General features: G+C 64.9%; 22 protein-coding genes. 3 read left to right on the top strand and 19 right to left on the bottom strand.

From position 1 onward, the window contains the following. Window positions 1-4: 4 nt before the first annotated feature. The 5 genes from CO675_RS20135 to lpxA form a co-directional block, all read right to left on the bottom strand. A complete protein-coding gene (locus CO675_RS20135) occupies window positions 5-340 on the bottom strand; it encodes an ArsR/SmtB family transcription factor (protein ID WP_097673612.1) in 336 nt (111 codons plus the stop codon). Window positions 341-345: 5 nt separating this feature from the next. Next, a complete protein-coding gene (locus tag CO675_RS20130; protein WP_097673611.1) occupies window positions 346-1,005 on the bottom strand; it encodes an SRPBCC family protein in 660 nt (219 codons plus the stop codon). 115 nt (window positions 1,006-1,120) lie between these two features. Continuing rightward, window positions 1,121-2,299 carry a lipid-A-disaccharide synthase gene (lpxB, locus tag CO675_RS20125; protein ID WP_097673610.1) on the bottom strand — a complete coding sequence of 393 codons (1,179 nt, stop codon included), beginning with the start codon at window positions 2,297-2,299 and terminating at the stop codon, window positions 1,121-1,123. Continuing rightward, complete coding sequence (locus CO675_RS20120) at window positions 2,299-3,156, bottom strand: LpxI family protein (RefSeq protein ID WP_158231277.1); 858 nt, start codon at window positions 3,154-3,156, stop codon at window positions 2,299-2,301. Before CO675_RS20120 ends, lpxB begins: the two co-directional genes overlap by 1 nt. A gap of 19 nt (window positions 3,157-3,175) precedes the next feature. Then, window positions 3,176-3,970 carry an acyl-ACP--UDP-N-acetylglucosamine O-acyltransferase gene (gene lpxA, locus CO675_RS20115; RefSeq protein ID WP_097673608.1) on the bottom strand — a complete coding sequence of 265 codons (795 nt, stop codon included), beginning with the start codon at window positions 3,968-3,970 and terminating at the stop codon, window positions 3,176-3,178. Window positions 3,971-4,107: 137 nt separating this feature from the next. Here lpxA and CO675_RS20110 point away from each other — a divergent pair, with 137 nt between their 5' ends. Beyond that, window positions 4,108-4,431 carry a KTSC domain-containing protein gene (locus CO675_RS20110; protein ID WP_097673607.1) on the top strand — a complete coding sequence of 108 codons (324 nt, stop codon included), beginning with the start codon at window positions 4,108-4,110 and terminating at the stop codon, window positions 4,429-4,431. 21 nt (window positions 4,432-4,452) lie between these two features. Here CO675_RS20110 and fabZ read toward each other — a convergent pair whose 3' ends face one another. The 14 genes from fabZ to CO675_RS20040 form a co-directional block, all read right to left on the bottom strand. Then, the gene (gene fabZ, locus CO675_RS20105; protein WP_016841580.1) at window positions 4,453-4,911 is read right to left on the bottom strand and encodes a 3-hydroxyacyl-ACP dehydratase FabZ; all 459 of its coding nucleotides are present in this window, start codon (window positions 4,909-4,911) and stop codon (window positions 4,453-4,455) included. Next, a complete protein-coding gene (lpxD, locus tag CO675_RS20100; protein ID WP_097673606.1) occupies window positions 4,911-5,972 on the bottom strand; it encodes a UDP-3-O-(3-hydroxymyristoyl)glucosamine N-acyltransferase in 1,062 nt (353 codons plus the stop codon). The genes fabZ and lpxD overlap by 1 nt, the downstream gene beginning before the upstream one ends. A gap of 32 nt (window positions 5,973-6,004) precedes the next feature. Continuing rightward, on the bottom strand, window positions 6,005-8,557 hold the full coding sequence (gene bamA / locus CO675_RS20095; RefSeq protein ID WP_097673605.1) for an outer membrane protein assembly factor BamA: 2,553 nt from the start codon (window positions 8,555-8,557) through the stop codon (window positions 6,005-6,007). Window positions 8,558-8,734: 177 nt separating this feature from the next. Beyond that, complete coding sequence (rseP, locus tag CO675_RS20090) at window positions 8,735-9,886, bottom strand: RIP metalloprotease RseP (RefSeq protein WP_097673604.1); 1,152 nt, start codon at window positions 9,884-9,886, stop codon at window positions 8,735-8,737. 44 nt (window positions 9,887-9,930) lie between these two features. Beyond that, window positions 9,931-11,157 (bottom strand): 1-deoxy-D-xylulose-5-phosphate reductoisomerase, encoded by a 1,227-nt coding sequence (dxr, locus tag CO675_RS20085; RefSeq protein WP_097673603.1) that lies wholly within the window; start codon window positions 11,155-11,157, stop codon window positions 9,931-9,933. Window positions 11,158-11,161: 4 nt separating this feature from the next. Next, a complete protein-coding gene (locus CO675_RS20080; RefSeq protein ID WP_097673602.1) occupies window positions 11,162-12,046 on the bottom strand; it encodes a phosphatidate cytidylyltransferase in 885 nt (294 codons plus the stop codon). After that, complete coding sequence (locus CO675_RS20075; RefSeq protein WP_097673601.1) at window positions 12,043-12,801, bottom strand: isoprenyl transferase; 759 nt, start codon at window positions 12,799-12,801, stop codon at window positions 12,043-12,045. Before CO675_RS20075 ends, CO675_RS20080 begins: the two co-directional genes overlap by 4 nt. Before the next feature lie 21 nt (window positions 12,802-12,822). Further along, window positions 12,823-13,386, bottom strand: coding sequence for a ribosome recycling factor (frr, locus tag CO675_RS20070; protein WP_028334007.1), 564 nt, complete (start codon window positions 13,384-13,386; stop codon window positions 12,823-12,825). Window positions 13,387-13,459: 73 nt separating this feature from the next. Beyond that, window positions 13,460-14,176 (bottom strand): UMP kinase, encoded by a 717-nt coding sequence (gene pyrH / locus CO675_RS20065; RefSeq protein WP_038385104.1) that lies wholly within the window; start codon window positions 14,174-14,176, stop codon window positions 13,460-13,462. Between the two features lie 70 nt (window positions 14,177-14,246). Then, window positions 14,247-15,170: a translation elongation factor Ts gene (gene tsf / locus CO675_RS20060; protein WP_097673600.1), complete on the bottom strand. Its 924-nt coding sequence runs from the start codon at window positions 15,168-15,170 to the stop codon at window positions 14,247-14,249. 127 nt (window positions 15,171-15,297) lie between these two features. Further along, window positions 15,298-16,290, bottom strand: a complete 993-nt coding sequence (locus CO675_RS20055; protein ID WP_097673599.1) for a 30S ribosomal protein S2 — start codon at window positions 16,288-16,290, stop codon at window positions 15,298-15,300. Window positions 16,291-16,553: 263 nt separating this feature from the next. Continuing rightward, window positions 16,554-17,081, bottom strand: coding sequence for a DUF2846 domain-containing protein (locus CO675_RS20050; RefSeq protein WP_097673598.1), 528 nt, complete (start codon window positions 17,079-17,081; stop codon window positions 16,554-16,556). Window positions 17,082-17,191: 110 nt separating this feature from the next. Then, window positions 17,192-20,719 (bottom strand): DNA polymerase III subunit alpha, encoded by a 3,528-nt coding sequence (dnaE, locus tag CO675_RS20045; RefSeq protein ID WP_097673597.1) that lies wholly within the window; start codon window positions 20,717-20,719, stop codon window positions 17,192-17,194. 950 nt (window positions 20,720-21,669) lie between these two features. Continuing rightward, window positions 21,670-22,404, bottom strand: a complete 735-nt coding sequence (locus tag CO675_RS20040; protein ID WP_097673596.1) for an outer membrane protein — start codon at window positions 22,402-22,404, stop codon at window positions 21,670-21,672. A 295-nt stretch (window positions 22,405-22,699) separates the two neighbouring features. Here CO675_RS20040 and CO675_RS20035 point away from each other — a divergent pair, with 295 nt between their 5' ends. Then, window positions 22,700-23,002, top strand: a complete 303-nt coding sequence (locus CO675_RS20035; protein WP_245452827.1) for a DUF3551 domain-containing protein — start codon at window positions 22,700-22,702, stop codon at window positions 23,000-23,002. Window positions 23,003-23,187: 185 nt separating this feature from the next. After that, window positions 23,188-23,457: a DUF3551 domain-containing protein gene (locus CO675_RS20030; protein WP_097673594.1), complete on the top strand. Its 270-nt coding sequence runs from the start codon at window positions 23,188-23,190 to the stop codon at window positions 23,455-23,457. Window positions 23,458-23,465: the final 8 nt, after the last annotated feature.

The following is a 23,465-nucleotide window of genomic DNA, read 5'->3' as shown; positions in this document are numbered from 1 at the left end:
GCCATCATTCCCGATGGCGCCGTTTTCGTTTGCCGCGCGCGACTTCGGTCGCGAGCGCATCCAGACGCGGTAGCCAGAACGCCCTGAACCGGTCGAGCCAGTCGTCGACCTCGCGCAGCCGCGCCGGCTCCGCCGCATAGATGCGGCGCGTGCCGTCGGCGCGCACCGACGCGAAACCGGCATCGCGCAGGATCCGCAGCTGCTGCGAGACCGCCGATTGGGTGATGCCGAATTCGCGCTGCACGACGGCGACGACATCGCCCGAACTGTGCTCGCCGGTCGCCAGCAGTTCCAGGATGCACCGGCGGACGGGATCGCCGAGGATGTCGAAGGCGTGCACGGTTGCTAGCCTCCACCGCCCGGCTCGGGCTCGCCGCAATAGAACGCCGTCGTGTTGGCCCCGGCCCGGCGTGCCGCCGCCTCGTCGGTTCCCGCCTTGATCGAGGCCCTGCACCAGTCCGCGCTGCTGCGACGGATGAAATCCTTGCCATCCTCGGAACCGGGCCACGCCGCTGCGGCCGCCCGGTCAAACTGCGCGCAAGGGCCTGCCGCGATATAGAGCGCGAGCCCGATCAGAGCGAGGTCCCAGCCGACGCCGACCGCGCCGGATCCATAACGATCCCAGAAGTCGCCCTCGATCAGCGAAAGGTGCTCCAGCTCGAGCCGCGTGCCGCCGGCGGGATCGTCAGCCAGGGTCACGGTGACCCAGCTGACGGCACCCATCGCCTCCCACGTCACGGCGAGCCGGCGCGGCGGCTCGCACGTCGTGATTTCCCCGCCCGCCTGGCCCTGGAACTGATAACGGCCGCCAAGCCTGAGATCGCCGGAGATCGGCAGGAACCAGCGCGGAATGCGCTCGGGATTGCTCAGCGCATCCCAGAGATCGGCGATGTCGGTGTGGTAGCTGCGGGTCGCAATGACAGCCCGCGCCGGCTTGCCGTCGCGCTCCCTGACCGCGACTTCGCGAACGACGGCTCCGACATAGGCGACAGGATCGATCTTCATGGCGGCTCTCCCCATTTAATATTAGATTACGCTAATATTAGCGCAATCTAAATATCTGAAGCAAGCGGAACCGTTGCGGCCGTATTCCGCCGCCGAACGACAGGGGAGCGAATGACTAGGCTGAACGCCGGCTCATTTCCGCGAGCACAATTTCGGCGGCGCGGACGCTCGGCGGCTGGTCGCCGGTCGACATCTTCCCGTCCATCGTCGCGAACGCCACGAGCTGCCGCAGACGGTCAGGCGTATCCGCAAGGACATCACCCAACGCGTGCGCGAGCTTGTCCGGCGTGCAGTTCTCCTGCAGGAACTCTGGAATGATGTCGCTGCCGATCACGAGATTGGCGAGGATCACCGACGACACCCGGATCGCACGGCGCAGGATGAACGCCTCCGCAGCGCCGACGCGATAGGCCGTCACCATCGGAATGCCCGACAGCGCGAGCTCCAGCGTCACCGTGCCCGACTTTGCGAGTGCCGCGCGGGCCACGCGGAATGCGGCGCGCTTCTCGATCTCGCCGACGGCGAGCCGCGGCACGACGGGCCATGACGCGACACCCTCGCGCACCATGGCCTCGAGATGCGGCATGGTCGGAAGCACGAGCTCGAACGGGGTTTGCTTGTTGAGCTGGCCGAGCGCCGCGCCGAACAACGCCAGATGATGCCTGATCTCGCTGCGCCGGCTCCCGGGCAGCACCAGCAGGACCGGCGGCTGCGCATCGCGCCGCTTCTGTTCCTCCTCGTTCGGCCGCAGCGAAGTAAGTTGCTCGGTCAAGGGATGTCCGACATAGCTGCACGGCGGTCCCTGCAGCTTGCGATATTCCTCCGGTTCGAACGGCAGCAGCGCGAGCACGTGATCGACATAGCCTCGCATCGCGCGCGCCCGGCCCGGTCGCCACGCCCAGACCGAGGGCGATACGTAGTCGACGATCTGAATGTTCGGGTTGCGCGCGCGGACACGGCGGGCGACGCGGTGGGTGAAGTCGGGGCTGTCAATGATGACGAGCATGTCAGGAGCATCGGCGAGCACCGCGTCGGTCGTGCGCCGGATCAATCGCAGGATCTTGGGCAATTGCTTCACGACGGCGGCAAAGCCGATGATCGAGAGCTCCTCGATCGGAAACAGTGGGTCGATGCCCTCGCCCGTCATCTGCCGGCCGCCGACGCCGGAAAACTGCACGGCATCGCCGAGACGCTGGCGCAGCACCTTCATCAGTGCCGCGCCGAGGCGATCACCGGACTCCTCGGTCGCGATGAGGAAAATCTTGCGGCCGCTGCTGGGACTATTCGCCTGCATCAGCCCGCCAGTCCGATGACAAACAGACCCTTGGCATCGGCGGCCTCGATCAAGGCCTGCGGCTCTGCGGCGAGCGTGTTGCCGGCGATCACGGCGATGCCGGCAATGCCTGCCGCCGCCGCGCCCTCGACCGTGCGCGGGCCGATGGTCGGCAAATCGAAGCGCAGATCCTGCTTGCTCTTCGGCGCCTTCACCAGCACGCCGCGGCCGGCCCTGGCGCGGATGCGGCCCTCGGCGCGCAGCCGCGCCACCCGCGCCAGCAGTCCGTCGGTGCCCTCGATGTCCTCGACCGCCACCACGTGACCGTCGATCACCACCGCCGCCTGACCGATGTCGAACGGGCCGAGCGCATCGAGCACGCCGCGTCCGCGCGCGATGTCGGCGAGTGCGCTCGAGTCCGGCGTCGTGCGCGTCACGGCGCCCTCGGGCATCAGGAGATCGGGCGCGACGTCCTTGATCCCGACCATGCGGAATCCCTGCTGCTCGAGGATGCGGCCGACGCTCGACAGCAGATGATCGTCGCCGCCGCGAAACGCGCGCACGACGTGGCCGAGCAAACGCAGCGTGCCCCAGTCGAGCCGGATCTCCGACAACGCGGGACGCACCAGGGTGCCGATGAAGATCAGGTCGCGGCAGCCTTCGTCGCGGAACAGCCGGGTCGCGCGGCCGAGTTGGCCGACCGAGATCCAGCGATGACGAAACCGCTGCGCGCGCGCCGGATCGCAAGCGCCACGCAGCGCGAACAGCACCGGCGTAATGCCGCGCGCGGTGAGCTGATCGGCGACCGCGAACGGCATGGCGCCGCCGCCGGCGATCACGCCGACCGGCGAGGAAAGCGAGGGAGCCGCTGACGTCATGCTGGCGGCCATCCCCTGCTCAATTGGCGTCGGCGGGAAGACAGAGCGGCCGGAGCTTGCCGCCCTCGATGAAGGCGAGGATTTCCGCGATCGCAGGATCCTCACCCGCCAGCGGCTGCACCGCAGCCAGTCGCTCGGCGAAGATGCCGGGGCCGTGGAACAGCTTTTGGTAGAACGCACGCACCGTCGCCAGCCGCGCCTTGGTGAACTGGCGCCGCCGCATGCCGATGATGTTGAGCCCTTCGAGCACTGCGTACTGACCGTTGGCGAGCCCGAACGGGATGATGTCGCCGCGCACGCCGCAGACGCCGCCGATCATCACCTGCGGGCCGACGCGGGTGAACTGGTGCACCGCCGACAGACCGCCGATATAGACGAAGTCGCCGATCTCGCAGTGGCCGCCGAGCGTTGCCGACGTCGCGAAGATCACGCCATTGCCGACCATGCAGTCATGGCCGACATGGCTGTTGTTCATGAAGAAGCCGCGATCGCCGACGCGGGTGAGCCCGCCGCCCTTGATCGTGCCGACGTTCATTGTCACGCCTTCGCGGATCGTACAGGCTTCGCCGACTTCGAGACGGGTCGGCTCGCCGCGATAGCTGAGATCCTGCGGCGGCCCGCCGAGCGCGGCAAACGGCGAGATGACGCAGCCGGCGCCAATCTTCGTATGTCCGCTGACCGTGACATGCGCGATCAGCTTGCAGTTCTCGCCGAGCACGACATTGGGGCCGATGATGCAGTACGGACCGATCTCGGTGCCGGCCCCGATCACAGCGCCATCCGCAATCCGCGCAGTGGGGTCGATCATGCTCATGTCGTTACGGTCCGGAATTCGTTAATCGCGCCAAGGTGGTATCAGTCGATTTGAGCGGTCGTTAGCGCGACTTTGCCCGCCCTGTCCAGTGACGTATCATGACGGCCTGTTGCAAACGAGAAGGTCGCAACCGATCCATGGTCCGGGCCGCCGCGCTGATCCTCAGCCTGTTCTTCGCGCCGATCGGGCCGGAGACCGTCGATCTCGGCAACAGCACGAGCGTCGATCTCTCGACCTTCGACTGCCGCGACATCAACCGCAGCACGATCGTCCAGAGGGTCTGCTACAGCGCAAGCGAGCGCACGCTGCTGGTCGCGGTCAGGGGCAGCTACCAGCACTATTGCGGCGTGCCTACGGAGACCTACGACGCGCTGATGATCGCACCATCGATGGGCGTCTTCCTCAATCGTGTCCTGCGCATCGCCGGCGCGGACGGCCGATATGCCTGCAGGACGTCGTGACGGCGGCGAGCTGACTCTGCTCTAATCCGTCAGCATCGCACCGACATCGGCCTCGGCGACGACCTGGCCGTTGACCTTGGCGTCGCCGTGAAACCACCACATCGTCTTGCGACGGCCGAGCGAACGCATGTGGTACTCGATGGTGTCGCCGGGCATCACCGGCTTCCTGAACTTGCACTTGTCGATGGTGAGGAAATACACCGCGCGCGGCTTCTCGGTGCCCTCGACCGATTTAATGCCGATCACGCCGGCAGTCTGCGCCATCGCCTCGATCATCATCACGCCGGGATAAACCGGTCGATCCGGGAAATGCCCCTGGAACGGCGGCTCGTTGAAAGTGACGTTCTTGATGCCGATGCCGCTGTAGTCGGTGCGGATTTTGATCACGCGGTCGATCAGCAACATCGGAAAGCGATGCGGGAGCGTCTTCAGGATATCGTTGATATCCACGAGCTCGAATTTGACCGGTGCCTCCTCCATCACTCCTGTTCCTTGCCTTTGGCTTCGTTGTCGCGCACCAGGCGCTCCACCGCGATAATTTCCCTGAACCACTGCTTGGTCGGCTTGGCGAAATGCCCGCCCCAGCGACCATTGGCCGGAATGTCGTCCTTGACCGCGCTCATCGCCGTCACCTGGGCGCCGTCGCCGATCTTGAGGTGGTTGTTGATGCCCACCTTGGCGCCGAGCGCAACATTGTCGCCTATCGTCAGACTGCCGGCGAGCCCGATCTGGGCCGCGAGCAGGCAATGCCGGCCGATGGTCACATTGTGGCCGATCTGGACCTGGTTGTCGATTTTGGTGCCCTCGCCGATCACGGTGTCGCGCAGGGAACCGCGGTCGATGGTCGAGGCAGCGCCGACCTCGACATTGTTCTGGATCACCACGCGGCCGGTCTGCGGCACCTTCACGTGGCCTGCCGGCCCGAAGAAGATGAAGCCGTAGCCGTCCTGGCCGATATTGCAGGCCGGGTGGATCAGCACATTGTTGCCGATCAGCGCGAACTGAATGGTGGTCTTGGCGCCGACATTGCAGTCGCGGCCGATCTTGACGTCGGCGCCGATCACCGCGCCGGCGCCGACGATAGTGCCGGAGCCGATCTCGACCCGCGGGCCGATCACGACCAGCGGATCGACGATGACGCCGTCCTCGAGGCGCGCGGTCGGATCGATAATCGCCGACGGGGCAATGCCCTCGGTGCCGAACCAGGATTGCGGCCGCAGCGCATCGGCGTGCCATTCGCGGGCGAGCTCGACGAACACCTGGAACGGTTTCGCTGCGCGCAGCACGGCGGTGCCCTTCGGCACCTGCGCCTCGAAACGCGGACTGACCAGGCAGGCACCGGCCTTGGTCGCGGCCAGCTGGTCGGCGTATTTGAGATTGTCGAAAAACGCGAGATGCATCGGGCCGGCCTCGTCGAGCGAGGCCAGCCCCCTGATCTGAAGCGCCCCCCTCTCGGGGTCGACCAGTTGCGCCTTCGTCAGCGCGGCAATTTCAGCCAGCGATGACGAAGGAGGACTCTTGTAGAAGTTCGGCTGCGCCATTCCATCCGTCGCAGTCCGGTCGAGCAGCGGTGTTAGAACGTCGTACCGCCGCCAAACCGGAATTCTTGCACGCGGTCATACGCACCCTTGGTCAGCGGCACGGCGTAGTCGAAGCGCAGCGGACCAAATGGCGACTGCCAGATCAGACCGACACCGACCGAGGTACGGACAACCTTGCTGTCGTCAAACTGCAGACCAAGGCAGGTGCCGGGAGACGGCGGGTTCTGCGTCGGCTTGATACAGCCAGGCGTGTTGACTTCGCCAGTTTGCGTCCACGAGGTCGGTCCCTGGTAGTCGTACAGGCCGCCGGCGTCGGCATAGACCGCGCCCTTGAGCCCGACTTCCTTCGGCAGGAACCAGAACGGCATCTGCAGTTCCGCCGACACGCCCCAATACTTGGTGCCGCCGATGGCGTCCTGGGTGCCATAGGGATTGATGTCACGCGGACCAATGCCGTTCGGCGCGAAGCCGCGGACCAGGTTCGGACCCATCTGGAAGTGATCCAGCATGCGCAGATCCTGGCTGCCCAGCTTGTTCAGGATGCCGCCCTGGGCGTGGATCACGCCGACGATGTCCGAAACCAGCGGGGTGTAGTATTTCGCGTCGATCGCGCTCTTGATGTAGCTGACGTCGCCACCAACGCCGGCGAAGTCCTGCTTGAAGTCGATGATCAGACCGTCGGTCGGGTTCTTGTTGTTGTCGAGCGTGTTGTAGTTGAGCGTGTAGCCCAGCGCCGAGGTCAGGGTCTTGCCGCCTGCCAGCTCCTTGCGGACCGGCAGCGAGGCTTCGCCATCGCTGTAGCACCACAGGCCATTGCCCGAGGCGTCGGTGGCGCCGAGCGCGTTTGCGGCCGCCGCACCGTTCGCCTGCACCCAGGCCGGCGACGGGTTGAACGCCAGCAAGCCGTTGCTGGTGTTCATGTTACAGTTGGCCAGCGTCGACGGCAGGGTGATTTCCTGCTGATAGATCGAGTAGCGCAGCTGCAGCGACAGATCTTCCCGCAGGCTGAAGCCAAGGCGCGGGCTGAAGCCGAGCGTCTTGGTGCCGTAGGCGATGTAGCTGTTGGACAGCTGCTGGCGCTGGTAGAAATCGAGGCCGAGCGCGACACGGTAGTCGAGCAGATAGGGCTCGACGAACGACAGCGAGTAGCCGCGGGCATACTGGCCGTAGGTCACCGACGCCTTCGCGAACAGGCCGCGGCCGAGCAGGTTGCGCTCGGAGACGCTGACCTCGGCCAGGGCGCCGTCGGTGGTCGAGTAGCCGCCCGACACCGAGAAGTCGCCGGTCGATTTTTCCTCGAGATCGACGATCAGGATGACGCGATCGCTGGAGGACCCTGGCTCGGTGGTGATCTTCACGGTCTTGAAGAAGTCGAGGTTCTTCAGCCGGCGCTCGGCACGGTCGACCAGCGCACGGTTGTAGGCGTCGCCTTCCGAGATATCGAATTCGCGGCGGATCACGTAGTCGCGCGTGCGGCTGTTGCCGCGGATGTTGATGCGCTCGATATAGGTGCGCGGACCTTCATCGATCGCGAAGGTGATCGACACCGTGTGATTGTCGAAATTGCGATCGCCGCGCGGCCGGACCACCGCGAACGCGTAGCCGCGGCGCGATGCCTCGATCTGCATCTCCTCGACCGACTTCTCCAGCGCCTCGGCATTGTAGAGCGAGCCGACGTTGACGCGCGAGAACGAGCGCAGCGCGTTCGGATCGAGCGTCGTGATCGACGACGTATAGTTGACGGCCGCAACGCGGTACTGCTGGCCCTCTTCGATCTTGAAGGTAACCAGGAAGCCCTTCTTGTCGGGATCGTATTCGGTCAGCGCGGCCACGACCTGAACGTCGGCATAGCCGTTCTTGAGGTAGAAGCGGCGCAGCAGGTCACGGTCGGCCTCGACCCGGTCGGGGTCGTAGACGTCATTGCCGCCGAGGAAGCTCAAGAGGTTCGATTCGCGGGTCTTGATGACGTCGCGCAGGCGGGACGCCGAATAGGCATTGTTGCCGATGAACTCGATCGACCGCACACCGGTCTTCACGCCCTCATTGACCTCGAAGATCAGGTCGACGCGGTTGTTCGGCTGCTCAATGATCTGCGGATTGACCCGCACGTCGTAGCGGCCGGAGCGGCGGTAGATTTCGGCGATGCGCAGGGCATCCGACTGCACCATCGGACGCGAAAAGGTGCCGCGCGGCTTGGACTGGACTTCGGCGGTGAGCTGCTCGTCCTTGACCTTCTTGTTGCCTTCGAAGGCAACTCGGCCAATCACCGGGTTCTCGACCACGACCACGACGAGGCGCCCGCCCCGCTGATCGATATGGACGTCCTGGAACAGGCCGGTCTCGATCAGCGCTTTGAGGCCGTCATCGATCTGGGCCTGGCCCAGCCGACCGCCCGGACCGGGATGGAAGTAGGAGCGGATGGTTTCGAGCTCGACACGGCGGTTCCCCTCCACCGTAATCGAATCAACGGTCTGCGCTTGCGCAGGCGCAGAGACAGCAACGGCCGCCAAGGTGGCCGCCACTGGCGCGGCGAACATGACCAAGGCGGCGAACAGCCCCCCCCTCACTCGCATTCCAAACATCATGCGCAACGCGCCCTTATCTTTAGCAATGCCGGACCGTTCCCCAACGACCCGACAGATTCCCAACCTGCCGCTCAGCTTGTAGCCAAATTTGCCGAGGGGGCAAACTTACTACAGCTGAACATTTCCATTTTCATACCAAGACGTTGCCCATTGGCAACGCCACAGAAAAGCCCCGTTTCAGGACCCAGCGATTCTGAGGATGTCGTTGTACGTCGCAAACACCATCAGCATCAGAACCAAACCCAGCCCGATTCGGAAACCCACCTCCTGCGTCCGTTCCGAGAGCGGGCGTCCACGAAGCGCCTCCGCGCTGTAGAACAGGAGGTGTCCACCATCCAAAAGCGGGATCGGGAACAGATTCAACAGCCCGATCGAGACCGAGAGGATGGCGCAGAGATTGACGACGAACTGGAACCCGGCGCTCGCGGCCTGGCCCGACAGCTTCGCGATTCCAATGACCCCGCTCACCTCGGCCGGATTGCCGGTCCCGACGAACAGCGAGCCAAGGAACTTGAACGTGCTCGAAATAATGTACCAAACCTGCTCCACACCGATCTTCATGGCTTCCGGCACGCCGACCGGCGCGCTGGATGATTCGCCGACCTGAGCCTTGTGCTCGATTCCGAGCACGCCGATTCGGTGGGCATTACCGAAGGGGTCCTTGACCTCCTTCAGCGCCGGCGTCGCCTTCAGCGCGACGATCGCGCCGTCCCGCTTCACCTTGAAGCCAAGCTCTGAACCAGCATTCGAAGCTACGATCCGCTGCATGTCGGCGAAGCTCTGGATCGCGCTGCCGTCGATATCGACGACGACATCACCGACCCTGAAGCCTGCGTTCGCAGCGACGCTCTCGGCGACCAGTCCGTCGACCCGGGCGATCGTGCTGGGCTTGCCGTAATAGAGCGCCATACCCGCGAAGATCAGGGCGCCGAGAATGAAGTTCGCGACGGGACCGGCCGCGACGATGGCGGTGCGCTTGCCGACCGACTTGTGATGGAAGCTGCCTTCGCGCTCCTCCGCCGTCATGGCGGCGAGCGCCTCGGTCGAGGGCGTCGACGCCTCGCTGTCGTCGCCGAAGAACTTGACGTAACCACCGAGCGGGATCGCGGAGATCTTCCAGCGTGTGCCGTGCCGGTCGTTGAAGCCGGCAAGCTCCGGCCCGAACCCCAGCGAGAACGTCAGCACCTTCACGCCTGCCCAGCGCGCGACCAGGAAATGGCCGAGCTCGTGAAAGAAGACAACGATGGTCAGGACGAAGAGGAAGGGAACGATATAGCCGAGGAGCCCATGGCTCAACGCATTGATACTATGAAGAAAATACTCGGGCATTCGAATTCCCCTCGACAAGAGCCATAGGCTCCGTCCCCAACCCTCTAGGTTGCCTTTAAGGCAATTTGAGGCAATAGGGCGGCAGCTTTATTTCGCGCGATATGGTCAACGGAAATCGCATCATCCGCCGAGTGCAGTGGTGGCTGATTCCCCGACCTGATCCAATCGTTCATGGTCGCCTCGACCAGCCGGGCGATCGCGCCGAACTTGATCTTGCCGGCGATAAACGCCGCGACCGCGATCTCGTTCGCGGCGTTATAGACCGTCGTCGCGCCATGCCCGAGCCGCAGCGCCTCGTAAGCGAGCCGCAGCCCGGGGAAACGCTGGAAGTCCGGTGTCTCGAAGGTGAGCTGTCCGATCTTGGCGAGATCGAGCTTGGCGGACGGGCCGACGATCCGGTCCGGCCAGCCGAGGCAATGCGCGATCGGGATCCGCATGTCGGGCGTGCCGAGCTGGGCCATCACGGAGCGGTCGGAGAACTCGACCATGCCGTGGATGATCGACTGCGGGTGCACCAGCACGTCGATCTCGTCAGGCGTCAGGGCGAACAGATAGGACGCCTCGATCACCTCGAGGCCCTTGTTCATCATCGAGGCGGAATCGATCGTGATCTTCTGCCCCATGCTCCAATTCGGATGCTTGAGCGCCTGTTCCAGCGTCGCCTGCTCGATGTCGGCGGGAGCCCAGGTACGGAACGGCCCGCCGGACGCCGTGATGATCACTCGCGTCAGCTCCTCGCGATTGCCGGACGCCAGCGCCTGGAACAGCGCATTATGCTCGGAGTCCGCCGGCAGGATGCAGGCGCCGGCCTTCTTGGCCCGCTCCATGAAGATGTCGCCGGCACAGACCAGGCACTCCTTGTTGGCAAGCGCGACGGTTGCGCCGCGATCGACCGCGGCAAGTGCCGGCTTCAATCCGGCAGCGCCGCTGACCGCCGCCATCACCCAATCCGCCGGCCGTGCGGCCGCCTCGATGATGGCGCTCTCCCCGGCCCCGCATTCGATCCGGGTTCCGGCCAGGGCGTCCTTCAATTCGGAAAGCCGCGCTGGATCGGCGATGGCGGCGAACCGCGCGCCGAACTCCTTGGCGAGCTTGGCCAGTCCCTCGACATTGCTGTTCGCGGTCAGCGCCTCGACCCGGTAACGGTCGCGCGCGCCACGCAGCAGATCCATCGTGCTGTCGCCGATCGAGCCGGTGGCACCGAGGACGGTCACGGACCGCGCGGCGGATGCTGCCGCGGCCTTGTTGTTACGCAACGGAACTGCGCTCATCTCATCACCAAACCATAAGACCGCGTCCGACGCCATCGGCGCCACCACGGAGAAAGCCGAAAATCGCCGCCACAACGACGGCCGCGACAAATCCGTCCAGGCGATCCAAAAGGCCGCCATGGCCGGGAATGATGTGGCTCGAATCCTTCACCCCGAACCGCCGCTTCACCGCAGATTCGAACAGATCGCCAAGTTGCGAGACCACCGACAACACGGCTCCGAGCATCAGCACCGGCCCGGCCGTGCCGATCTCGAAGGCGGCAAAGCAGGCCGCAACCAGCAAGCTCGCGACGAAACCGCCGGCCGCGCCAGCCCATGTCTTCTTGGGGCTGACGCGCACCCAAAGCTTCGGCCCACCGATGCTGCGGCCCGCGAAATAGCCGCCGATGTCGGTGACCCACACGATCAGCAACACGAACATCAGCGCGGCAAAGCCCTTCGCCGTGTCGAGACGCAGCAGCACCGATGCGATCTCGGCGGCCGCAGCATAGAGCAATCCCGCAATCGCCCATCCCGCAGAAGCCCAGTTACGCTGCAGACCCGCGGCCAACGCCACGACGAACACGCCCACCACGACGACACGCGGGGCCGCATCGAGATGGCCGGACATCAGGTAATATCCAGAGATCAGCAATGCGGTCACACCAAGCCCTGCGACGCTAGATTGGCGCCCGAGCCCGGTGACCATGAGCCATTCCACGAACAATCCGACCGCCGCCAGCGTCACCAATGCTGACCAGGCGATGCCCCCAATATAGGCCAGCGCGATCGCGACCGGCGCCAGCACCAGCGCCGCAACCACGCGCATCGCAAGGTTGCGCGAGCCCTGCTCGCTTGATGCCGGCGTCGGCTCGCTTGCTGCCGCCGGTGCGGCTTCGCGCTCGCTCACGAGCCGGTTTTCGCGGCGAGGCCGCCGAACCGGCGCTCACGCTTGCCGTATTCCGCAATTGCGCCTTCCAGCGCCGCCTTGTCGAAATCCGGCCAGTGAATCGGCACGAACACGAGCTCGCTGTAGGCGGCCTGCCACATCAGGAAGTTGGACAGCCGCTGTTCACCACTGGTGCGGATGATCAGATCGGGGTCCGGAATGTCGGGTGCATCGAGATATTGCCCGAGCGTATCGGCATCGATGGTGTTGGCGTCGCGCTTGCCTTCGGCGACCTCGCGCGCAAGGCGCCGCGCGGCCGCGGCGATCTCCGCCCGCGAGCCGTAATTGAAGGCGACCACCAGGTTGAGCTTGACGTTATTCCGCGTCAGCTCCTCGGCCTCGTTGAGCAGCGCGCAGATGTCGGGGTCGAGTCCGGCGCGCTCGCCGATCACGCGCACCCGCACGCCGTCACGATGCAGCGTTGCCAGATCGTTGCGGATGAAGCGGCGCAGCAGGCCGAACAGATCGCCGATTTCGCTGGCCGGCCGCGACCAGTTTTCCGAGCTGAACGAAAAGATCGTGAGATAGACGATGCCGAGTTCATGGGCCGCACGCACCACGCGGCGCAGCGCCTCGACGCCGCGGCGATGGCCCTCGACGCGCGGCAGGCCGCGCGAAGCGGCCCAGCGCCCGTTGCCGTCCATGATAACAGCCACATGCAACGGACTGCCGGAGCGATCCGGTCCGTCAGTTGCTGGGGCGGCGGCGTTCGACATCGGCTCGTTCCCGTAGCGCCCTCAGACCGTCAGGATTTCCTTTTCCTTGGCGGCAAGCAGCTGATCGACTTCGGCGATCACGCCGTCGGTCGCCTTCTGCACCTCGTTCGACAGGCGCTCCTGATCGTCCTCGGAGATCTCGTGATTCTTCTCGAGCTTCTTGATCACGTCGAGGCCGTCGCGACGCACGTGGCGTACCGCGACCTTGGCCGCTTCCGCGTATTTGTGCGCGACCTTGACCAGTTCCTTGCGGCGTTCCTCGTTGAGTTCGGGAATCCGCAAGCGCAGCACCTGTCCTTCGGTTGCCGGCGAAAGGCCGAGGTTGGAGTCGACGATCGCTTTCTCCACGGCCTTCACCATCGTCTTGTCCCAGACCTGCACCGAGAGCAGGCGCGGCTCGGGCACGCTGATGGTCGCAACCTGGTTGAGCGGCATATGCGAGCCGTAAGCCTCGACCTGGACCGGCTCCAGCATGGAGGCCGCGGCGCGGCCGGTGCGCAGACCGCCGAGCTCGTGCTTGAGCGATTGTGTGGCGCCCTGCATGCGGCGCTTCACGTCGTTGATGTCAAAACCAGCTGCGGCCATGACGCTTCTCCCTTTACTAGAAACCGGCTGTCGACGCCCTCGGGTCCAAAGTCGGGACCCGGAGGCGGGGCAATCAGCCGGCGACGACCGTGCCGTGTCCGGTACCGCGCAGAATCGCACCGATCGAACCGGGCTCCGCGATCGAGAACACGATGATAGGCAGCGACGTCTCGCGGGCAAGTGCGAAAGCGGTCGCGTCCATGACCTTGTAGCCCCCCTCGATCGCCTGCGAATGGGTCAGGCGGTCGAAGCGCTTGGCTTTGGGGTCCTTCTTCGGATCGGCGCTGTAGACGCCGTCGACATTGGTGGCTTTCAGCACCGCCTGCGCGCCGATCTCGGCTGCGCGCAGCACGGCGGTGGTATCGGTGGTGAAGAACGGGTTGCCGGTTCCACCGCCGAGCAGGACGATGCGTCCCTCGGCGAGATATTTGTGCGTCGCACTACGGGTGAACAGCTCGGAAATCTCCGGCATCACGAATGCCGACAAGGTCCGCGCCGGGGTCCCCTTGCGCTCGATCGCCGCCTCGAGCGCGAGGCAGTTCATCATGGTGGCAAGCATGCCCATGGTGTCGCCGGTCGGCCGGGACACGCCGCGCGAGGACACCTCGACGCCGCGGACGATGTTGCCGCCGCCGATCACGACGGCGACCTCGATGCCGAGCTTGCGGGCCGCGATCAGGTCGTCGGCGACGCGGTCGACCGTCGGTTGGTCGATACCGAAGCCGTGGGAGCCGGCCAGATATTCGCCGGACAGCTTGATCACCACGCGACGATAGATCGGCTCAGCCATGATGCGATCGCTTTCTCATCCCGCGCAGGCAGGCTTCCGGCGCATGCGCCGGACGCCTCGGTGTCAGCGGTTACTTCTTGCCGCTGGCGGCCGCGACTTCGGCGGCGAAGTCGCTTTCCTGCTTCTCGATTCCCTCACCGAGAGCATAGTTCACAAAGCCAGCGATTTTGATCGGCCCGCCGACCTTACCCTCAGCTTCCTTCACCGCCTGGGCAACGGACTTGCCGCTGTCGTGGATAAAGGCCTGATCGAGCAGGCACACTTCCTTGTAGTAGGTCTTCAGGCCGGAATCGACGATCTTCTCGATGACGTTCTCCGGCTTGCCCTGCTGGCGGTACTTGTCGGCCAGCACGTCTTTTTCACGCTTGACGGTCTCCGGATCGAGCCCGGCCGGATCGAGCGCCAGCGGCTTTGCCGCCGCGACGTGCATGGCAAGCTGACGGCCGAGCACGGCGAGCTCATCGGTCTTGCCGGTGGACTCCAGCGCCACGATCACGCCGATCTTGCCGGCGCCCTCGACGACGGCGTTGTGGACGTAGCTCGACACCACGCCCTTGCTCACCTCGAGCGAGGCGGCGCGGCGCAGCGACATGTTCTCGCCGATGGTTGCGATCGCGTCCGAGATCGCCCGCTCTACCGTGAAGTCGCCAACCTTGGCGGCCTTGATGGCCTCGACGTCGGAGCCGTGCTTCAACGCGACCTGCGCGATCATCTTGACCAGGCCCTGGAACTGCTCGTTGCGCGCAACGAAGTCGGTCTCGGAATTGACCTCGACCAGCACACCCTTGGTGCCGGAGGTCAGCGCGCCGATCAGGCCCTCGGCCGCAACGCGGCCAGCCTTCTTGGCGGCCTTGGAGAGGCCCTTCTTGCGCAGCCAATCCTGCGCGGCGGTCATGTCGCCGTCGGTCTCGGTCAGCGCCGCCTTGCAATCCATCATGCCCGCGCCGGTCGACTCGCGGAGTTCCTTGACCATCGCTGCTGAGATCGTTGCCATCGTTCAATGTCCTTCTTGCCTGTACAGAAACCGCGGCGCCCGATGGCGCCGCTGTCAGCGACAGGGAAATCGTTGTTCGTGGAATAGAAGCGGCGGCCGGGCGAGACCCGGCCACGCCGCGTAACTTTTATTCCGCTTCGGCGAGCGTCTTGGCCTGGGCGACCCAAGCGTCGGCACGGCTCGGCAGACCGACTTCTTCGCCGATCTTGTGCGCGGTGTCGTGGTCGAGCTCGGCGAGCTGCCAGTAGTGGAAGATGCCGAGGTCGTTGAGCTTCTTTTCGATCGTACCGGACACGCCGGTGAGCTTCTTGAGGTTGTCGGCGGTGCCGCGCGGACCAGCGAGGCCCTGGAAGCCGGACGGCGCAGCTGCCGGGAGCTCTTCCTGCACCGGCGCAGCCGACGCACCGATGTCGATTCCGGAATCACCCTGGGCACGCGAGATGCCGTCGATGGCGGCGCGCGCCACGAGATCGCAATACAGCGAGATCGCGCGGCCGGCGTCGTCATTGCCCGGCACCACATAGGTGATGCCCTTGGGGTCCGAGTTGGTGTCGACGATCGCGGCGACCGGGATGTTGAGCCGCTGGGCTTCCTGGATCGCGATGTCTTCCTTGTTGGTGTCGATCACGAAGATCATGTCGGGAAGACCGCCCATGTCCTTGATGCCGCCGAGCGAACGGTCGAGCTTGTCGCGCTCGCGCTGCAGCGTCAGCCGCTCCTTCTTGGTGTAGGAGCTGGCCTCGCCCGACGACAGCACGTCGTCGAGATGGCGCAGGCGCTTGATCGAGGCCGAGATCGTCTTCCAGTTGGTCAGCGTGCCGCCGAGCCAGCGCGAGTTGACGAAATACTGGGCCGAACGCTTGGCCGCATCGGCAACGCCGTCCTGGGCCGAGCGCTTGGTGCCGACGAACAGGATGCGGCCGCCCTTGGCGACGGTATCGCTGACGGCCTGCAGGGCACGGTGCAGCATCGGCACGGTCTGCGCGAGGTCGATGATGTGGATGTTGTTGCGGGCGCCGAAGATGTAATCCTGCATCTTCGGGTTCCAGCGGTGGGCCTGGTGGCCAAAGTGAACGCCAGCTTCCAAAAGCTGACGCATGTTGAATTCGGGCAGCGACATAGATCTAATTCTCCGGTTGGTTCCTCCGGAAACGTGTGAGCAAACGAGCCTGAATGGCCCGGTTGCCACCGGACGGCCTTTGAGAGCCATGTTTCCGTGTGAGATGGCGCGCTATATAGCGCGATTTGCGCGAGAAGCAAGGAAATACGGCCGGTTACACCGGCCGGACGGGCCATTTACACCCTGGAACTGGCCCGTTTTGGTCCAAACTGGCCCCGGTGTGGCCGCCAAGAGCCCCCGTCAGGAGCCTGGCCGAACGCCCCCTATTGCGCCAATTGCAGATCCGCCAGCGTCGTACGCGCGGTCGCCTCGTCCAGTGCAACGAAATCGCCCGGCCCGGGATTGCCGGCGGTCGAAGTCGCGGCCGATGCAACGACCGCACCGACCAGACCTCCCACCATCGTCACGCCGGTGACGGCATCATGCCGCTCACTCGATTTCACCAGAAAGAAGTAGGTGCGACCCGGCTCGGTCGTGAAATTGTGCGTGGTCTCGCCGGGAAACATCACCTCGCTGGCGACCAGCTGGTGCCGGCCGGCGGGCCGATCGGCGAATGCATAAGTGCCGATGGCGACCTTGCCGATCAGCTCGCCATCGAGCTTCACGTCGCAGGCACAGATCGCCATGCTCAGGCCCTTGCGCTTCTCCTGCAGCACGACGACGCGGGAATGTCCCGGCTTCGGCGGCCCGAACTTCTGCGAGGTCGCCGCATAATCGGTGCCGACACCATCGCTCACGCAGCCCGCCACCATCAACCCACCGGCCAGCAAGGCCGCATAACGTCCGAACATCCCGCCCCCAAAATTCCCAGCGGGGGTGACCATAGAAACAAGCACGGTGTGGTTGCAATAGGGCTTAAGCCGAAGCCATTGGTTTTCCGCAGCGGCGCCGGGATCGTCGCCTACAGCGTCTGCACGTCGACCACGCCCGCGACTGCCTTGATCGCACCGGCGATCTGCGGCGAGACCTTATAGCGGCCCGGCAGCTTCATCTCGACCTCGGTCTCGAGGTCCAGCATCATCACCAGCGAGACGTCGCCGTCGGCTGCACCTGCCGGCGGCGCAGCTGCCGGCGCGGGCTTGGCCGCCGGCGGCTTTGCGGCGCCTCCCGGAGCGGGCGCGGCGTCCGGCATGTTGAGCCGGCGCGCGATCGACTCCAGCGGCTTGGTGTCGCGCACGAAGATCCGCAGGCCCTTTTGCGTCTTCGCCGCGGCGTGATCGAGCGGCTCGGCGTGCAGCACCCGCGCCCGCACGTCCTCGCCCTGCAGTTCGGCGCCGAGCTGCAACAGCACGGCCGCACCGGGCTCCAGCACATCGCGGTACTGCGCCAGGCCCTCGGAGAACAACACCGCCTCGAAATGGCCGGTCGGATCCGACAAACCCATGATGCCCATCTTGTTGCCGGTCTTGGTGCGCCGCTCCATGCGTGACACCACGGTTGCCGCGACCTTGCCGGCCGTGGCGCCGGTCTTCACCGCACGCGAGAATTCCGCCCACGACTGCACGCGCAGCCGCTTCAGCGCAGTCGCGTAGTCGTCGAGCGGATGCCCCGACAGGAAGAAGCCGATCGCATCATATTCACGCCGCAGCCGGTCCGCGGGCAGCCATGGCTCGACCTGCGGCAGCATGATGCTCGGCGCATCCGGAGCGCTGCCGAACATGTCGTTCTGGCCCGAAGTCGCCGCCTCGTGGCTGCGTTGGCAGGCGGCGAGGATCGCATCGGCGCCGGCGAAGACGCGGGCCCGGTTCGGGTCCAGCGTGTCGAAGGCACCAGCCGCCGCAAGACTTTCGATGATCCGCTTGTTGACGGCGCGCGGGCTCACCCTTGCTGCGAAATCGGCGAGCGAGGTGAAGGCGCCCTTCTTGTTGCGCTCCTCGATGATCTGCTCGACCGCCTGGATGCCGACGCCCTTCAGCGCAGCGAGCGCATAATAGATCGTGTTGCCGCTGACCTCGAAGGTCGGACCGGAGCGATTGATGTTGGGCGCCTCGACCTTGATGCCGAGCCGCTGCGCCTCGGAGCGGAATTCGGAAAGCTTGTCGGTGTTGTTGAGTTCGAGCGTCATTGACGCCGCCAGGAACTCGACCGGGTAATGCGCCTTCATATAGGCGGTGTGGTACGACACCAGCGCATAGGCCGCCGCGTGGCTCTTGTTGAAGCCGTAGTCGGCGAACTTGGCGAGCAGCTCGAAGATCGTCTCCGCCTGCCCCTTCCCAACGCCGTTCTTCATCGCGCCGGCGACGAAGATGTCGCGCTGCTTGTCCATCTCGGCGCGGATCTTCTTGCCCATCGCGCGACGCAGCAGGTCGGCCTGGCCGAGCGAGTAGCCCGCCATCTGCTGCGCGATCTGCATCACCTGTTCCTGGTAGATGATGACGCCGAAGGTCTCCTTCAGGATCGGCTCCAGGATCGGATGCAGATATTCCGACTCCTCATCGCCGTGCTTGCGCGCGCAATAGGTCGGGATGTTCGCCATCGGACCCGGGCGATACAGCGCCACCAGCGCGATGATGTCCTCGAAGCGGTCGGGGCGCATGTCGATCAGCGCGCGCCGCATGCCCTGGCTTTCCACCTGGAACACGCCGACAACGTCGCCCCTCGCCAGCATCTGGTAACTCGGCGCATCGTCGATCGGCAGCGTTGCGAGGTCGACATGAACGTCGCGCTGCTTGAGCAGCTTGACCGCGACATCGAGCACCGTCAGCGTCTTGAGGCCGAGGAAGTCGAACTTGACGAGGCCCGCGGGCTCGACCCATTTCATGTTGAACTGGGTGACCGGCATGTCCGACTTCGGATCGCGGTACATCGGCACCAGCTCGCTCAGCGGCCGGTCGCCGATCACGATGCCGGCGGCGTGGGTCGAGGCGTGGCGCGTCAGGCCTTCGAGGCGCTGCGCGATGTCGAACGCGCGCGCCACCACCGGATCCTCGTCGCGGAACGCCTGCAGCTTGGGCTCGCCTTCGATCGCCTGCGCCAGCGTCACCGGCGCTGCGGGATTCTGCGGCACCAGCTTGGTCAGCTTGTCGACCTGCCCGTACGGCATCTGCAGCACGCGCCCGACGTCGCGCAGCACGCCGCGCGCCTGCAGCGTACCGAAGGTGATGATCTGCGCCACCTGGTCGCGGCCGTAGCGCTCCTGCACGTACTGGATCACCTCGCCGCGGCGGTCCTGGCAGAAGTCGATGTCGAAGTCCGGCATCGAGACGCGTTCGGGATTGAGGAAGCGCTCGAACAGCAACGCGAAACGCATCGGATCGAGGTCGGTAATGGTGAGCACCCAGGCGACCAGCGAGCCCGCGCCCGAGCCGCGGCCCGGTCCGACCGGGATGCCCTGCGCCTTGGCCCATTTGATGAAGTCCGAGACGATCAGGAAGTAGCCCGCATATTTCATGCGGGTGATGACGTCGAGCTCGAAAGCCAGCCGCTTGCTGTAGTCCTCTTCGGTCATGCCCGGCGAGAGACCGTGCACCCGCAGGCGGTTGGCGAGCCCCTCCTCAGCCTGGCGCTTCAGCTCGGCGGCTTCGTCGGCGGCCGCATCGGAGCTTGCCGCGGCGCCGACGGTGAAGAACGGCAGGATCGGCTTGCGGGTCTTCGGGCGGAACGAGCAGCGCTCGGCGATCTCCACCGTCGAGGCCAGCGCCTCCGGAATATCGGCGAACAGCACCGCCATTTCCGCACGGGTCTTGAAGCGGTGATCGGGGGTCAATTGCTCGCGGTTGGTCTCGGCGATCAAATGGCCGCCGGCGATGCACAGCAGCGCATCGTGCGATTCGTAGTCGTCACTGCTGGCGAAGTACGGCTCGTTGGTCGCAACCAGCGGCAGGCCCTTGCTGTAGGCAAGATCGATCAGCCCCCCCTCGGTGCGGCGCTCCTTGTCGATGCCGTGGCGTTGCAATTCGACGTACAGACGATCGCCGAACAGGCTCGCCAGACGTTCGCAGCGGGTCGCGGCCAGCGCCGCCTGCTCGGCACGCAGCGCCAGCGCGATCGGCCCATCGGGCCCGCCGGTCAGAGCGATCAGATCCTCGGCGGCGTCGGTGAGCCAGTCGAGCTTGATGTGCGGCGTCTGGTTCACCGGCGTCTCCAGGAACGCCCGCGAGTTCAGCCGCATCAGGTTCTGGTACCCGCGCTCGCGTGCCGCCAGCAGTACGATTCGCGTCGGCCCTGTCGTCGCCAGGATGCTCCGCGTATTGGGGTCGACGTCGCCAAAATCCACCGCAACCTCGCAGCCGACGATCGGCTGGATGCCGTAGCCGGCCATCTTGTCGGAGAATTCCAGCGCCCCGAACATGTTGTCGGTGTCGGTGAGCGCCAGCGCAGGCTGGCGGTCGGCCTTGGCGAGCTCGCCGAGCTTGGCGATCTTGATCGAGCCTTTCAGCAGAGAATAGGCGGAATGGACGTGGAGATGAACGAATCCGGCATTCGGCATGGCTGCTTACGGGATCTCTTGAAGTCAGGGATGGCACGAGTGCCAAAGCCGGAACTCGAAAGCATCAGACCCGACTCGCATCCCCATCGTGGGGCCTGGGTCCTGCCAAGTCCACGCCGAACCCGACCTGGCGGCAGGTCGTCCTGCTTTTCCCCAGACGCAACCTATGCCCCTGCCCTTGCGGGCACATTTCAGAACTGGGTAATCAGCTGGGCCCAAACCGCGATCATCCCGACGAACAGTGTGATCGATGCCAGCGCCGCAGCTTCCTGCACGAAAATCTTCAACATGGCCGCTCTCCCTGACTGGAACGTATGCAGAACATTGTTCCTTTTTTGTTCTTGGAGTCAAGCGAGGGTCGTTGGTCAGTTTGAAAACTGCCCCCGAAATAAACGGCTTGGTTAACTGCGCCGCAGATCGGACCGGCCGTAAGGCTGATGTCAGCTAGAAATGTTTAGATACACGGACTGCAACATGGCGAGAACAGTTACCGCCCGGCGGCCTAGCGGCTGCCGGGCGTTGTTCTGATCGGCGCCCTTTTTGTTCTCCAGCAGCCAGCCTCGCGATTCCTCTCTGACCCGTTCCAGCGCTCGCTGATGGCGCCTGGCCTCGTACGATTCCGGTACCACCAAGGCTGAATGCAAGGCGAAGGCGGTGCAACAGGCCAAGGGCTACGGCTTCGTCGAGAGGTGGCGCGCGTATTCGGACTGCATCAACGATGCATCCAAGACCGACGCCGGACTCGACCTCGCTGATTTCGATCAAGCAGGTGGTTCGTCACCGGCGGCCTGCATTGGCGGGCACGGGAGAGTTCCCAATGAGCTGCCTCGCTCCTCCAACCGGAGCAGAGGAAAGCCGCTGCATTCCGGCTGATGGCTAATCCGCCAGCCCAACAAAAAACCCCGGGCCGAAGCCCGGGGTTTTCGACGCTGCTTGGATTAAGCGAGCGATCAGTAACGCGCGATGATCGGGCCACCGAACTTGTAGTTCAGACGGCCGAGGACCATGTCGGTGTCGCCACCGGTGTGGAAGCCGGCAACACCGATGCCACCGGGGGTGACGAAGGTCGCACCGTGCGTGTCTTCGAAGATGTGGTTGTATTCGACGCCGAGCGACCAGCCCTGGGTGAAGGCGAATTCGAGGCCAACGCCGACCGTCGGGCTCCAACGGGTGTCGTAGCCGGTCGAGGACGCCAGCGCGCCGCCGGGTGCCAGGAACTGGTAGTTGCGATCGGTGACCGCAGCACCGCCCTTGGCGTACAACAGGACGTTGTTCCAGGCGTAGCCGATCTGACCGGTGAACAGGCCGAACGCATCGGTCTTCGAGCGAACGGTGCCGCCCGGGACCAGCAGGTTGCCGGTGCTGCCGGAGAAGTCAGCCCAGTTGCCCTGAGCTTCCAGACCCCAGACCCAGCCGCCGGTCTGCCAGCGGTAGCCGACCTGGCCACCGACGGTGCCGCCGTTGGCGTCGTAGCTGCCGGCCTGGCCGATACCGTCGACCGAACGGTTGTCGTGGCTCTGGCCCCAACCACCGTTGATACCGATGTAGAAGCCGGTCCAATCATACACAGCGGCAACCATGGGCGGCGGAGCCTTCGTGTAAGGGCGAGCCGCGAGGTCAGCCGCAGAGGCAGCGGTCGCGCTGAGCGCGAGCAGGCTGGCGGTGACAAGCAAAATCTTTTTCATTTTCCCGTTCCAACTTTTTCTACAGGCCCCCAAGGCCGCGAGACACCGTCATAGCACCCCCCATCGGAATTGCTGTAACTTCGCTGCAACAGGCAGGCCCAAACGACTTCGCTCAAATTTGAAGTTAATACTGCGTTACAAGCACTTCTTGGAACTTTTGCCACATAGCTGCCGCACAATTTTCACAATTCAAAACTGCGGGCGCAAGCTGCCCGCAAGATCGTGTTGACCGGAACTGGCTTGTCCGATTTGGATCGTCGCCGAGATCGAATCTTCGCAGCGATAAGGAATGCACATGCGGACGATGATTCTTGCTGCTGCGGCGTCTGTGGTCGCACTCGCTACGCTTGGTACGGCGCCCTCCCATGCCGTCGGCGTGCGTTACCCGTTCTGCATCCAGGGCGACCGCTATCCAGGCCTCAGCAACTGCTCCTACCCATCCTATGAGGCGTGCCTCGCCACCGCCTCCGGCATCGGACAGAACTGCATCGCGAACCCCTATTATGCCGGCGACAACGACCCGCGCTCCTATCTGCACGTCGCCCCGCGCGACCGCCGCGAGGGCAATTTCTTCAACCTGTTCTTCGGTTCAGAATGAATCAGAACCGCAGCTCGCGGTGCTTGTCTCGACGCGTTTGCTTCACGCGCGCCGGCGCCCACTTCGCCCCGAAGGGCTCTCGGCTCGATCCCGTAAACGCGGGCGCGGGAATGTGAGTTGATGCGCAGGCGCGCAGCGCGGACGCTGCATGAGCGTAGTCGGCACCCGATCGGCAGGAGATTCTGATGCGCTGCCTGATTCTGGCACTCTTGGCCCTGGGCATCGGCGCCGCCGCACCGGCCAGTGCCCAGCGATACGATTCGACCTCGCCGGTCTGCAAATCCAATTACCAACGGGGCGGCCCGCAGATCGAGTGCGGCTACACGTCGCTGGAGCAATGCCAGGCTTCGGCGGCCGGCCTGCCCGCGTCGTGCAGCAACAACCCCTATTATGCCGGGCCGCCGGCCGGCAGCCGGGCCAGGGAACCTCGCAGGGCGCGCCGCCCGGCCAATTAGAGTGCGAG

The sequence above is a fragment of the Bradyrhizobium sp. C9 genome (genome assembly GCF_002532045.1).
Classification (GTDB): domain Bacteria; phylum Pseudomonadota; class Alphaproteobacteria; order Rhizobiales; family Xanthobacteraceae; genus Bradyrhizobium.
Note: the sequence above shows the minus strand (reverse complement) of the source record. Positions and strands in the feature narration are given on the sequence as shown.